15 protein-coding genes are annotated in these 13,641 nt (G+C 33.4%); 6 read left to right on the top strand and 9 right to left on the bottom strand.

Annotated elements, in window-relative coordinates; all coding sequences use genetic code 11:
* The 3 genes from FTU40_RS14465 to FTU40_RS14455 form a co-directional block, all read right to left on the bottom strand.
* The coding region (locus FTU40_RS14465) for an Eco57I restriction-modification methylase domain-containing protein (protein ID WP_180041288.1) at positions 1–906 on the bottom strand (906 nt) is incomplete at its 3' end.
* 672 nt (positions 907–1,578) lie between these two features.
* Positions 1,579–1,905: a hypothetical protein gene (locus tag FTU40_RS14460; protein WP_004797785.1), complete on the bottom strand. Its 327-nt coding sequence runs from the start codon at positions 1,903–1,905 to the stop codon at positions 1,579–1,581.
* On the bottom strand, positions 1,902–2,324 hold the full coding sequence (locus FTU40_RS14455; RefSeq protein WP_004676061.1) for a hypothetical protein: 423 nt from the start codon (positions 2,322–2,324) through the stop codon (positions 1,902–1,904). The genes FTU40_RS14460 and FTU40_RS14455 overlap by 4 nt, the downstream gene beginning before the upstream one ends.
* A gap of 103 nt (positions 2,325–2,427) precedes the next feature.
* On the opposite strand from FTU40_RS14455, the gene FTU40_RS14450 reads away from it, so the two are divergent.
* The 3 genes from FTU40_RS14450 (at position 2,428) to FTU40_RS15305 (ending at position 4,316) form a co-directional block, all read left to right on the top strand.
* Positions 2,428–2,751, top strand: a complete 324-nt coding sequence (locus tag FTU40_RS14450) for a hypothetical protein (protein WP_004676058.1) — start codon at positions 2,428–2,430, stop codon at positions 2,749–2,751.
* A 176-nt stretch (positions 2,752–2,927) separates the two neighbouring features.
* Entirely contained in the window at positions 2,928–3,539 is a 612-nt protein-coding gene (locus FTU40_RS14445) for a recombinase family protein (protein WP_180041286.1), read from the top strand.
* A 573-nt stretch (positions 3,540–4,112) separates the two neighbouring features.
* Positions 4,113–4,316 carry a hypothetical protein gene (locus FTU40_RS15305; protein ID WP_153567192.1) on the top strand — a complete coding sequence of 68 codons (204 nt, stop codon included), beginning with the start codon at positions 4,113–4,115 and terminating at the stop codon, positions 4,314–4,316.
* Positions 4,317–4,500: 184 nt separating this feature from the next.
* Here FTU40_RS15305 and FTU40_RS14440 read toward each other — a convergent pair whose 3' ends face one another.
* From FTU40_RS14440 to FTU40_RS14425, 4 genes are all read right to left on the bottom strand, one after another.
* Positions 4,501–4,644, bottom strand: coding sequence for a hypothetical protein (locus FTU40_RS14440; protein WP_001125247.1), 144 nt, complete (start codon positions 4,642–4,644; stop codon positions 4,501–4,503).
* Between the two features lie 12 nt (positions 4,645–4,656).
* On the bottom strand, positions 4,657–5,232 hold the full coding sequence (locus FTU40_RS14435; protein ID WP_060513917.1) for a plasmid replication DNA-binding protein: 576 nt from the start codon (positions 5,230–5,232) through the stop codon (positions 4,657–4,659).
* Positions 5,225–6,175, bottom strand: a complete 951-nt coding sequence (repM, locus tag FTU40_RS14430) for a replication initiation protein RepM (RefSeq protein ID WP_060513885.1) — start codon at positions 6,173–6,175, stop codon at positions 5,225–5,227. Before repM ends, FTU40_RS14435 begins: the two co-directional genes overlap by 8 nt.
* Positions 6,176–6,732: 557 nt before the next feature.
* Positions 6,733–7,902, bottom strand: a complete 1,170-nt coding sequence (locus FTU40_RS14425) for a MobA/MobL family protein (RefSeq protein WP_180041284.1) — start codon at positions 7,900–7,902, stop codon at positions 6,733–6,735.
* A gap of 306 nt (positions 7,903–8,208) precedes the next feature.
* On the opposite strand from FTU40_RS14425, the gene FTU40_RS14420 reads away from it, so the two are divergent.
* Entirely contained in the window at positions 8,209–8,988 is a 780-nt protein-coding gene (locus tag FTU40_RS14420; RefSeq protein ID WP_180041290.1) for a hypothetical protein, read from the top strand.
* 282 nt (positions 8,989–9,270) lie between these two features.
* Here the strand turns inward: FTU40_RS14420 and FTU40_RS14415 are convergent, their stop codons facing one another.
* Positions 9,271–9,516 (bottom strand): hypothetical protein, encoded by a 246-nt coding sequence (locus FTU40_RS14415; RefSeq protein WP_180041282.1) that lies wholly within the window; start codon positions 9,514–9,516, stop codon positions 9,271–9,273.
* Between the two features lie 149 nt (positions 9,517–9,665).
* On the opposite strand from FTU40_RS14415, the gene FTU40_RS14410 reads away from it, so the two are divergent.
* Together FTU40_RS14410 and FTU40_RS14405 are read left to right on the top strand one after the other, a co-directional pair.
* Positions 9,666–9,890 (top strand): XRE family transcriptional regulator, encoded by a 225-nt coding sequence (locus FTU40_RS14410; protein WP_168419460.1) that lies wholly within the window; start codon positions 9,666–9,668, stop codon positions 9,888–9,890.
* Between the two features lie 226 nt (positions 9,891–10,116).
* Positions 10,117–11,538: an Alw26I/Eco31I/Esp3I family type II restriction endonuclease gene (locus tag FTU40_RS14405; RefSeq protein ID WP_180041280.1), complete on the top strand. Its 1,422-nt coding sequence runs from the start codon at positions 10,117–10,119 to the stop codon at positions 11,536–11,538.
* Positions 11,539–11,573: 35 nt separating this feature from the next.
* Here FTU40_RS14405 and FTU40_RS14400 read toward each other — a convergent pair.
* Positions 11,574–13,641 (bottom strand): Alw26I/Eco31I/Esp3I family type II restriction adenine-specific DNA-methyltransferase (locus tag FTU40_RS14400; protein ID WP_180041278.1); only part of this gene is annotated, 2,068 nt, incomplete at its 5' end.

Below are 13,641 nucleotides of genomic sequence, written 5' to 3'. Positions count from 1 at the left end.
GTTTTCTGAAAAAACAATGCTGTAATTATTCACCTTAAATTTACGTAAGTAAATGTTTGTCAGAGCTTGAGTAACACCTTTAAATAGACCTGATTTTTCTTCAAAATAGTCAATTCTATTTATTTTTGTATTTTCAATAATATATTTTCTTAAATTAAATGCTGTTTTATCTGCCAAAAAAGTATTAGGAATAAGCAAAGAAATATATGATTTTTCATGTGTGTATTCTAGGATAATCTTTTCAACAAAAAATTTGTAAAGATTAGGAACACCTTGATTGCTTAGCTCAAAGTTCTTAGTTAATTTATTAGATAAATCACTATAAAATTTTTTATCAGACTCGTATTCTAATGGATTTGAGTAATTTTTAGCATCTATTTTTAAACCTTTATAAGGGGGATTGGTAATTAAAATATCAAATTTAACCTCCTTCCCAAATGCTTTTTCTAAAGATATATATTCATCAGAATAATTATTAAAGATTAGACCTTTAGCTGAGTTAGATTTAAATAATTTATTATCAATATCTAAATTAAATAAATTTTTAACGAAATCTTGATAACATGAAAAAAAATATATTAATATATTCTCATCAATATCACAAAAATAAATATTTTTAATAACTTTATTTATCTGTTCTTTAGAAATTTTTTTCTCATACAATTTTCTTAGAAATGCGAAAATAAAACTCCCCATTCCAACACAAGGCTCAAGAAATTTTTTATTAGTAATATTCTCTAAAAAATCTTCATCAAAAGTATCAACTAAGTTACTCACTATTTCATAAGCTAGATCCAAATTTGTCCAGTATATTCCATATTTTTGTTTCGTAACTTCATCAAAATTACTCTCATATTGATCCATTTGAATCTGGAGATTTTGCCAAATAATATCAAAATTACTCATGTTCTTACCCATTTTTAGATATGAGTATAATAACTTAAAACGAGACCATAAAAAAGAGACGTTTTTAAAAAGTAAATTGATTGTGCATTTTTTAGAATTTAAAATGAATTTTTCCAAATTAAGTTTTTTAAATAAAAAACCCCGGCATCCTGCCGAGGTTTTTTATTGGAACTTTAGGTCTGTGCTGGCTTAGTGCTTGTCGTATCTGGCCCCATCCTGGTGCTCATTCTTTGTAATTCTAAGGAACTTCCTGTTCCTGACCAATTCATCATATGAAAATTCACCTATCTTGGACAGCCGCAAAGGGCCGAGATTCATGTGCGCCAGGGCGTACAAAATAGCCTAAATTTTATCCACAAAAAATGTGGATAATTTGGGACATTGAGGCATTGATAAAATTTGAAAAATCTCAAAATTGATTACTTTTTAAACAAAATTATTGGCAAGAACTATCAAAACTGCTCATAAAAAAGCCGACTTGTTTCAAAATCGGCTTTTCGGTCATTTTTGGCTTTTTCTGGTTTTATTAAGTGGTTGATATCTATATTAATATACAAGTGTATTGCGTATAACGCCCACTATGTTAAATGGATAGTTGTTTAGTGGGAAAATCAAGTTTTTGAAATTTCAAATTGAAGTTTTTTCGTTCAATTAGTAATTGTAATTTATATTCTATTGAATAACTATTTCATAACTTTTCCTATCATATTTGGCTGCATACGTAGCTACTTCTTGATTAATCTCTTTATGATTTTTATCTAAATATGAAAAGATTATTGAATCCTCATTGTGCCGCTCGTAATTGATGGCGTATTTATATTCTGAATAAGGATAAAGAGTACCTAAGCTATAAGTTTTTTGAGCACTAATATAAGTTACTTTAAGGTCTGTAATTGGATAATCAGTCTGATTTTTAATAAAAATATATCCATCTTTTTCAAATGGCTGGCATCCTATAAGTAGAACTAATGTAAGACAGTAAAATAGGCTATTCTTCATTTTGGTAGTTCTTCAATTGGTCTTATGAGTCGATTAATAACTATAACTTTTGAGGTATCACAGCTATGATCTACTTCAGTTATCCAAGAATAATTATTTTTTTCTAGAGGATAGGATTCTCCGCCTCCATATGCTGCTTTATCACCTAAAAAATAAGTATCCGAATCTACTTTTAGGCTCTTAGTTTCCGTATCCCAATCTAGAGTTTTTGTAGCAAAAATTGGCAGAACTTTAGAGCCATCAGCATGTTCTAGGTATAGGCATTTACCTTCCCTAATAAGCTTAGCCTCACTATAACTTGCATTATCTGCTCCCCCCGTATATTGAATACGTGGAACAACTATATTTGATTCAATTTTTTCTGTAACTGGACTGCAGGCTGCAAGTAAACTTAATAAAATAAATTCTAATCTTTTCATATTAAAGGAATTTTTTGAGAAAGTAATAGAGAAATTAAAGCAAATTATTCCAAAAGGCTCTGATTAAAAATTGTTAAAATTAGTAGATATATGAGAGGAAATTATGAAAAAATTTTTATACTTCAATTGCTTATCTTTTATTTTTACTTATTTATCTTTGTTTTATCAGAAATATACATTAGTGGATCGTATAGTTGTAGACAAGCTTGGAAAAGTTAAAGTCATTGGAGGAGGATTTCCCTTACAGTTTTTAGTAGATGGTGAAGTATCTCCAGGTGGGAGTATAGCGCTAGATCCTTTAAATATTATTATAGGAATAGATCAATTTATCTTCTTATATTTTATTTTTGATTATTTGTTCTGGATAAGTGTTTTATTTGCTTTTTACATAATTTTGAAAAGGTACAAACTAAAACAGATTTTCTAAAATTAACATAATACACGTTATACGAATTCCCAAGGCATGGCTTTTAGTTATGCTTTTTTTTATCAAAAGAGTATAGCTGAATGATAAAGAGCCAAATCGCATACAACCTCTATCATTAGACTTAATGTGATAATTAAATGATAGTATTATCATTAATCTAACAGAATTAAGATTAAATGATAGAAATGAATACACGTATTTATCTACGAGCTTCAACTAAAGATCAAGATGCAGAAAGGGCTTTGCAGATTCTTCAGGATCTAAACCAAAACTTGAATTTGGGCGAAACCATTGTGTACGTGGAAAACTATAGTGGTACGAAGTTAGACCGACCTGAATTGAATAAGCTACTGTCAGAAGCAAATCAAGGCGACACCTTGTTGGTTGAAAGTATTGACCGATTATCACGCCTAACCCAACAGGATTTTCAAGAGCTGAAGCGCAGGATCCAGGAGAAGGGACTTCGTTTAGTCGTAGCAGATCTTCCTACTACCTACCAAATGATTCAAACCAATGACAGCATTACTCATTCAATCCTGGATCTCATCAACAATATGTTGATTGATCTCCTGGCAACAATGGCCCGCCTGGACAATGAGAAACGTATAGAACGTATTAAGCAGGGCTTGGCACGTTCGGGTTACAAGCCAACAGGTAAGAAAGCCAATGAGGCTAAGCACAAACGAATAAAAGAATTACTAGCAGCTGGCAATATGACTAAGGAAGAAATTGCCAAAGCAGTGAATTGTGGAGTTGCAACTGTTTATCGAGTTGCTAAAGTCATTTAAAAAGGCTTGTATCAGTGCTTCCCTTATGTCATATCTATTTACAAAGGAGCAAGGCATTCTTAAAGATCAAAAGACGGAATTAATGATGAAAAAGCATTTGATTTTCCTTGTTTTTATAGTGATGGTTTTTATTTTAGCTCTAGTTGTAAAGATTAATAATGATCATAAAAAACGGCAAGCATTAAACAAATTGGAACTAGTTGAAAAGCAAATCCATTAGGTATATGAATATTAAGATAAATAAAAAGCCCTATAGTCTCTCCCGTTACTATAAGGCTTATAAATCTCTGCAATTTTTTTCTTAACTACCTACTTTTCCGATGTAGGTTATGAATATATTTTACCTATTGGTAAAAACAAAGATATAAGACAAAAGGTGAATATGCTAGGAATTTCGCATAACAACCATTATGTTAAATGGCCGGGTATTTAGATGAATAATAATGCTTTCAATTGGGTAAAGCTTGCAGAATCCTGCTGAATTTGTAATCCTTGCGCCCAAGGGTGTCTAGCTAAGCTGAGGCAGGTGTTTGTTGTAGTCGGGCCGCTACAATATTGATAAAGAGCGCCTGTATGTTTAATTTCAAGATTTTTAATAAAGTCTCTACGGAAGTATTGACGATAAAAAATGACCTCGAGCTTAATTCCGAAATCCAATTAATTAATAAGTATAAAACTGCTCATTGTGAGAACTATCGAAAAGCAATTATTTTGATCTTTAAAGAACGTGGCTATACCAGGTTAGAAATAGGTCAGTTACTTGAAGGCCAACTCTAAAGACTTCCTAAAATTAACATAATACACCTTATACGAAACGTGTTATAATTTACCTTGAAATTCATATACTTATTTCAAAGTTTATAGCCCAATCAAGCCCGTTTGGGCTTTTTTTATGATTTATCACGTTCCACGCCTATTATTTAAGCAGTGTTTCACGATTTTGATTAGCTCAATTGAATAATCAGGATGCCTGGTCTTTTTCTTTTTGGCGTTCATCCAGCTCTTTCTTCAGCGCCTTTTTATCCTGGTACGATGCAATCAGCATGATCGGGATCAGCAGCGGGGCCACAATAATTCCCAGGGCAATGTCTTTCAGTTTCGGCATGATCTCTCTCCCTTAGTCATTATCAAAAACAGCATTTAGTACACGGCCAAATAAACCACGTTTTTTAGGTTGTGGCACTGCCACATTTTGCAACGTGGCATGCTGTAGCGTTTGGCTGTGGTGTGCTGTAGTTTCTTGCTGTGGCACTGCCACGTTTTCTACAATATTTAATTCATTATTCTTTTTATTATCATTGCCTTGTTGTGTTGTCGCATGCTGTGGCATATCGGTGTCGCATGCCGTAGCATCTTGTTGTGGCGCTGCCGTGGCGGGTGCAACAGTTTTTAACTCAATAAGCGTCTGCATACGGTCGATTTGCTGCATTAAACGCTCTTCACGTTCTTGGTATTTTTTAACTTCATTTTCTAAATGAATAATGAGTTTTTTTGTAGATTCATCGCTATCTGATGTAGAAGATTCAATTTGTTGAGATGTTTGCTCAGGCTCCCCAAAGCATCTAATCACTTCCGAAAGGTCAAATTGACCATCACTAGAGCGTGATAAACGCCCATTACGTACAGCTCTGTAAATGGTTGACCTATCAATATGAAATTTTTTAGATACTTCACTTAGCGATAACTTAGCCATTTACTGTGTCCTTTTTATTTGATGGCATGTATCCCACTTTTTTTAGGTATGGGGCTAGTTCTTTGATTTTTTCAGAGTCTTGTAGCATCTCAGCAATACGAACAGCAAATTGAGGATAGCTTTCAGTTCCTTGTGAATAGCGACCCATTTCAGGGAGTTCTGAAAGTTTATTTGCAAACATATGCCGTTGAGCATCGGTCATCTTTGAAGAAAGATCCAAAGTATTCGGAACTCTTTCTATTGATAGGCTGTCCTTTTTTTTCTGTTTAAAGTTAAAAGAAAATCCTGAAATTGATCGACCTCTTTTGTGTTGTTCATACTTCACTATGATATCTGTATGTTCGTTAATTTGTTTAATAGCGAGCTCAAGTACACTAGTTTTAAAGCGTTCCATACGTTTGTACTCAGTATCGAGTACGCCAATTCTTTGACGGAAATCACTTAGCTCTATAATTGGAGTAGAGCCCGTACTTCTCCAAGCAATTAATAACTCATATAAACGAACAGCATAGGCACTACTGAGATTACTAACTTGCTGCAATTCGTATTTAGTAAAATGCTCTTCTAGGCGCGTAATTAATGGAACTATGGCAGGGGCAAAAATAAGCTTAACCACTGCTTCATTATCTACATATCCAATTTCACTAACCCAACGGGATCTATAGTTCTCAATATTCCCTCTTTCATTTATTTTTTGATAGCTGAATTGTCTTGCGAATAAATCATTACAGGCATCTTTTAATGCCTGATAAGCGGTATTGCGATGTACGCCAAATTGATTGATATAGCTTTCTGCATGGACAGTTAATGGATCATTAGCATTAATCCCTTTCCCACTTTCTCTTGCCTCAACAATAGCTAATAAAATTAAACGTTGTTCTACTAAATCTAAGTTATAGCTTGCATTAATTAAGGCATTATCTTTTACAACTAATTCTCTCATGAAGCACCAGTATTATTTATTATGCTATGACACATTAATTAATTTTAGTGCTATAAGCAAGGTAAACGGTGTCATATTGCAAGGTAAACGGTGTCATATTGCAAGGTAAACGGTGTCATATTGCAAGGTAAACGGTGTCATATGAAGTCTAGGAGCCTTTACTTACAGGGCTTTCAGCGTATCTAAAAGCATTTAAAAGATTTAAAAATATTTAAAAGCCTAGATCATGAAAAATTGCCCTATGTTTTCGCTACGCTCAAACCCTATTGAACTTCGCTTACGCTCAGTTCGAAGGGGCAATTTTTTGGTTAATCCCGTAATAACTTCAAAAAAAGAAAAAGCAACTCGGAATTCGCTTCGCTCATCAGTTTTTTTATGCTCGCTTCGCTCGACCTAGAAGCAAATTAAATCTGTTCGCACCCTTCGGGATGCTCTATATCTCAGTCTGAGCAGTAAAGGGGAGCTTGTAATCAGGGAAAAAGCATGGCGAAAATTTTAATTGAGTCTGTTCGCTCGTAGACACTCGCTCTGTAAGGCCTGAATAAAGCCAGATAATTTTAAAAACCTGGACCACCGTAATCATAATCATCAGTTTTAGGTTGTACTGGTTCTGATTGAGTAAGTTTGGGAGGCGTATTTTGTATCGGTAATACGGATTCAGGTCGGGAATGTACCTCAAACTCAAAACATGGGGTGCCGTTACGTCGTGAATCTTCGAGTGTTTCATTCATTTCGTGGATGGACCAACCTTCTTTTTGAAGTATAGGACCTTGGTTTTTTATAATTTCATTCAAATCATTTTTTAGTGTGTCCTTATTTTTTGCATTCTTGATTAAGTAATTCAGGTAATACATCACTTCCAATGATGAAAATGGATGGTTTTCAGCACTATAAAAATATTCATGTTGTTGATCTAATTGCTTTTGGCGTTCTTCGAGTTCTCGTTCTTGCTGGTTGTGTTCTCGGATTTTTTGGATTTGGGCGAGATATTCCGCTGTCGCATTTTGTTGGCCAACGCCTAGTTTTGGCTCTGGAAGGTATAGCGTGCTGTGGATCTCGTTATATTTTTCATAGCTGTCTGCTGAAACCTGATTTTTGATGGTGATGTCTTGGCCATCCAGTGTGTAGGTGACGGTCGGGCAGTGCTGTGCAAGGGCATCATTGAGATGGTTTTCCCATTGTTTTCGGATATAGATCAAAAAAGTGGAATAGTCTGCATGGCCATCTTGCAGCTGGATTTTCTTTGCACCACCTTTGCTTGGCTCTTTGGGGTTATAGCGTTTGAAATATTGTTCGGCTGTCCGTTCAATACCGTCATTGGCTTTGAGAGAGAACATCAGGTGACAGTGGGGCTGATCTTCGCCACTGATGCGTGATTTTACGTTGTGTATTGCGTATGAGTGCGGATATTGCTGTGGGACTATGTGTTTGTCAAAAAACGTCTCTACGAGCATTTTACGCTGGTCTGGCGTGAACTCATTGGGCAGGGCAATTTCATATTCCATGTAGGCTTTGGCGTTGGCACGTTCATACGTATCTGCTGCTTGCCAAAATTCGATAGGATCTTTAACGAAAGAAGGCATACAACGACCAGGTTCAATGTGTTCTACGGTTTCGTTGCTTGTTTTACGGATGCCTTCATATTGCATAAGTCTGGAAATGTAGAGGTAATGGCCAAGTGCATAGCCTTTATTTTTGCTTTTGACGCTGAAATGGTAGCTGGCCATGTTCACCTTTTTGTTGGTTTGGGACCGGTTTTTATGCAGTGAAACGGAATGAAAACCGTCCGGATTTGCAATGCCTCAATGGCTGAAAAATCCGGTTGAAGGGGGTCAAGGGGGAATCGCCCCATTGCGTACTAGTTTCTCCGATCAGGAGAAACTGTCAAGTGCGAATTAATTAAAATTAAATTAAAAATTCTTTTCAAGAAATTTTAATTTAATTTTAATTAATTATTTTCAGACTGCCCAATTTAAATATGGTAAAACCATATCTAAATTGGTAGCAGTTCTGAAAATTTGGCGGCAGATGATATGGAAATGGAAAAAGCAAAAAAGCGCGGTAGACCAGCTCAATTACTTCAAATTGCGGAATTACATGCTTTTGTTGAGTTTCTTTTATCTCAAGATGATCGTTCTGAATTGCAAAATCAGGTGATTGATGCCCTACAAGCCAATGACTGTAATTTTGAAATGTTGTCTGAAGCTGAGCAGATCCTAGTTAAAGAAGCTCTAAAACCATATCGTGAGCATCTTAAGTTACAGTTACTGTTTGATGAACTGTCTAAAAATTCCAAACGTACAGAGTATGAAGGAAAGTTTATTCAGCTCTATGAGTCGTATCAAAAAAATGAACTAGATCCGGCTGAACTGAATATTCTGAAAGTGATGTGTACGCGATATCATAAGTTCAAAGCCCAGCAACTTGAATTAAAAGATTTGGAACTTTATCTCAGTCAAATTCAGAAAAAAGATGCCGGAAAGAAACGTAAAGCTGAAAATCAACGTAAATTTGAAGTGGGCGGTGGTGTTTTAAGTCTTTATAAGATTAAAAACGATGATTCTTTAGACCCTAAAAATTTTTTAAATAGAATGAAATCGGATCGGTATTTTGCGGGTTATTTACGTAAATCAAACTTATATAAACAAGTTTGGGCGCTTGATCTTCTCCCTGCAGAAAAAGCTGAACTACTTTTTGAGGTGCTCCATCAGATCCTTTCATTTAAAAACAACGACACTGGAACTAATATTTTTGATTTGGCGCTTTCAAAGGCTCAAAGACAATTAAAAATAAAAAAAGAACAAAGCCAATGATGTGTTGAAAATACCAATTAAATAAAACCAATTTTAAAGCTTCCCTACTCAATTAGTAATTTTTAGTATTTATGTGGCTTTAGAGTACCCCCTAAAGTAACGTCATGGCGGCCCCAATCCTGAACCTAAAATCAATGTCTTAGATGCCGTGGAACATCAATTTTAGTATGCTCAAAGAAAGTCTTAGATTTATACGTGACAATAAAAAGCCAGTTGTATGAACTGGCTCTTTCTATTTGGGATTTACTTACCCATTGCGATTTTTACCGTACCTCTCATAAATTAACAGTCAAAGCTGAAGAAGTGTTCTGGGAAACAAGAAACAAAGGCTTTTTGAATATCACTGTATTCACCTTCTGGATGTTCTTCTAGATAACGTCGAGTCCAAATCAATGTTGCTTCATAATCGTTAAAGCTTTGGTCGAGTTGTAAAAAAATCCACAGTTCATGGGCTTTTTGAATAAAAAAGTCATTGATGATCATAAGCGCAATTTTCTTTTCAGTATTTGAATTCGGGTATGAGTACATCGTATATTTCTCCGATACTAAGGATAAATAGGTTATCTGATAAGCTATTTATAACACACAAATAATGTGTTTAACACATTTTTTATGTGTTTTTTTAAGTTTTATAGTCTGTGTTATACTTCTTATTCAAACAGATTGTATTTATCACGATGCCATACGAAGAATTTCAAAGACTTATGGGGAAAGCAGGTCTTTCAATTAAGGAATTTGCAACCTTATTGGACATGAACCCAAATTCCATAACTAACTATAAAAAGATCGGAAAAGTACCTACTCATATCGCTGTTCTGGTTTACTTACTTTCTAGTATGAAAGATGAGGGTATAGACTTTTACCCTATTTTTGAAAAAATTAAGTCGTATTCAAAAGACTAAGACTCTCGTTTTTTGATTGTTTTAAGCTGTTAGTGATGACGTAAAAAATGCCTGAAATTCAGGCATTTTTTTGTTTCTTTATTGGTGAGAATATAGACATTTTGAATGGGTTCTAACAACTGAATTTCGCATAAGAGATTTTATGTTAAATAGCCATCTGAAGTTTATTAAATTTTAATAGGGAATGAAGGCATAATTACCATTTTTTTAAATGGATAATTAATAGATGGCTAGGTTAGAGAAAGTTTATTCTCCTGAGTTTCAACAATATCAGAAAACTATCATAGAACATCCAAATTATATAGGCTTAGAATATGCTGGAAGTTGGGTAAAAGCTGGTAAATCTCCAGTAGGTCAGAATAGAAAAAAATGGGCAGATCAAAAAATTGCTGAATTAGGTATTACAGGGTCAGGAATATATGCCAAATTAATGTATACAATACATCCTTTCAAAGTAAAGCCATGTCAAACTTGTGGTCAGACAATGAGTTTAGATTATGTTTACCCTAATAAAAATTTTGCAAATAAATTGACCAAGACATTTCCAATTCTTACAGGAAAAGATCTTTTAACAACAAGTATTTATGATATTTTAAAAGTTCTAAATTCAGATAATAATCAAGAATTGGTTTTCCTGTTACGATCAACTTTAAAAAGAAAAGATATAGAAAACTTAGATGTACAAGAACTAGTTCAATGTTTAATCGAAGAAAGTAGATCGGGTCTGATCAAAGTACTTGGCCCAGGGGCTATGTCTAACTTTCCAGATCGTTTTGATGGTTTTCATTCATATAATCGTTGCTGTCGTTCAACTGAAGATACAGGAAGATCTGTTGAAAATTTAAAATCATATACTAAAGATCGAAGAGCTTATGAAGCATGGTCTGATGGGAACCATCGTGCAGCAAATCAATTAATGGGTGACCAAGTTTTTTCAAGAACAGGTTTATCAGCAGATCATTTAGGTCCTATTTCATTAGGTTTTGTTCATGATCCTAGATTTATGAAAGCAATGACTAGCGGAGAAAACTCATCAAAGAGAGATAGATTGATTCTATCTGATTTAGTCACCATGATTGATATTGAGTCTAGAGAAAATATTAATGCTTCATCATGGTTTTGTAGCATTATTTGGCAATCTATCAAAAATGATATTCAAAATGGGAAAATCACATCAAATAATGACACTCTAAGAGAGTATCAAACTACCTTGAAAAAAAATAAGGACTTATTTTTTAATATATTGGGGTATATTGCATCGAGTAAAAATGGTCAAGAATTCTTAATTTGGTACCTAAAAGATCGGTATAAATTTGAAGATAATTATTTATATGATTACGTTTTAGACACAGATATAGGAAGTAATACTTTTGGTCAAATAAAATCAAAAACACCTAGAAACCTAACTGCTAGAGCAGATGGTGAGGAAGATAGAGCTATACGCATTGGTTTGGAATCTATAAAAGATTATGCTAGTAAAAATAATAGAAAAATTAAGGAAGTACTAACCGAAAATGAAGAACAAGTATTAGATAGTATTGTCTTGAAATTATCTCAATCAGGAATTTTTGAAGAAATTCTAACAGAACTCAAAATTTTAATGACTGTAGTACAAAAACGGTTATTAAAATATTCTCTTAATATTTAATAGTTTAAAAGCCCCTCCTAGGAGGGGCTTGGAACTTAATACTTATTAATCTGGTCTAAATAGCGATTGGTTGTTGATGGTTTTTCGATGAACTCATTTGGAATAACATGTTCCAAGTCTGCTATTGCCTCAAATGCACTCACTTGTTGTGATTCATCTAAAGTCGTAGGGGTAGGAAAAAATTCCTCAATTTTATGTGAACCGATAACATTTTTATGAACCCCTAAAATAATGACACGTTTACGTTTTTGAGGCACTCCATAATGTACCGTATTTAATAAACGTCCTTCACAAACATATCCCAACTCTTCGAGTAGTTCTTTTGTTTGATCATAAAAATTACCTTTATCTAATGTTAGAAATCCTTGGACATTTTCCATCACAACAACCTTAGGATTTATAACAGAAATAGATTCAATAAACTCTAAAAACAATTGGTTTCTAGGATCGTCAATAATTCTCTTCCCAGCCTGTGAAAAGCCTTGACATGGAGGGCCTCCACACAAAATATCAATCTTATTTGCATATTGATAAATTTTTTGTTTCGTATGTGCCTCTGAAATATCACCATAAATAACATCTGTTTCTGGATGATTTGCTTTATGGGAAATACATGCAGAAAGAAAACAATCATTTGCAAAGATAGGTTTTAAACCTGCTTGGAACATACCTTGACTCATCCCCCCAGCACCTGCAAAAAGGTCTCCAAAAGTATTTAGTGTGGGTACAATTTCCTTAAGGCGTGAGCCAATAGCTTGAGCAAAAAGACAAGGAACGGCATTACCAATCTGGGTTAAAACATCTTTTTTATTGCCATAAAAATAGTAATTATCTGGAAAGCTTTGTAATCTAGCGGCTTCACGAGCAGTAATTACTCTTTCAAGTTTTGGGTGAACATAAGTTCCATTACCTGGACGATTAAAATAGGTGGTGATGGTATAAGAAGGCTTCTCGTAGTTGATCCGACCATAAAGGGTAGTTCTTCCACCACTTTTAGCAATTTGCATCAGTCGTTGTGATTTTTTCATAGTCGTTTCTGAAATATTTTGCCAATTTCCTCCTGGTGGAATATGAGAAATCATCTCCAGATCAAGATCACTTAATTTAAAACCCATATTATTAATTAATATATTATTTTTAATAAATAAATCTTTATATCTCTTTGCAAGTAATGCAGTATTTTCGAACTGGCTTAGATCGTGAGAAATTATTTGTTTAAAAAATTTTTTTTCGTCAAATTCATTTAGATTAACTTTCTTAATTGTATTATGCAGACCATCTTCTGATGGCACTAATAAATTAAAACCCTTTAAAGAAATACTGTTAATTTCATCTAAAATTTTATTATCTTGGGTTTTTAAATATTTTTCACATAAAATTGAAATTCTATCAATTACTTCCTTGTCAGTGTGAACAGGAAATTGAGAGATTTCATAATTACCAATGTGGTTATTAGAATTAAATTTCTTAAAAAACCAATTAATAATTTCAGTGTTAAATAAAGCTAAAAAATAGTATATATTATATCCAAATATATTATCTTCGACAGATATAAAATTACAAGAATTCCCTAAGATGAGGTTTTCATTTACAAGTGAAAATTTAATTCTTACGGCACTTTTTTGGTTGCTAATTTGTGGGCAAGCAATCCGTTTTTTATTTATATATATAGACTTCTTTGTTTTTGTAATAAATTCATCTGAAATATATAACGCATCTTCAAGATCTTTTAAAAAAAATTTTTGAATATTATTTCCCTTAATAAGTTTAAAATTTGTTTGTTCTTTCTTTATATATGATTTAAACATAGTCAGGTCTAATTCACCACGTTGATTTTTGACAAATGGCAAAGATTCAACAGTAGGAAATTTTTTCAGCTCGCTAAGTGTATTTATATCCTTCGAATCATACTTACTAAGTGATAGATTTTTATCAAAACTCTTTATAATATCAATGCTTACTGTTGTTTTTTTTGAGTTTTCTGAAAAAACAATGCTGTAATTATTCACCTTAAATTTACGTAAGTAAATGTTTGTCAGAGCTTGAGTAACACCTTTAAATAGACCTGATTTTTCTTCAAAATAGTCAATTCTATTTATTTTT

This window comes from Acinetobacter sp. YH12100 (assembly GCF_013419135.1).
Classification (GTDB): domain Bacteria; phylum Pseudomonadota; class Gammaproteobacteria; order Pseudomonadales; family Moraxellaceae; genus Acinetobacter; species Acinetobacter pseudolwoffii.
The sequence above is the reverse complement of the archived record's forward strand: the minus strand, read 5'-3'. Positions and strand labels throughout refer to the sequence as shown.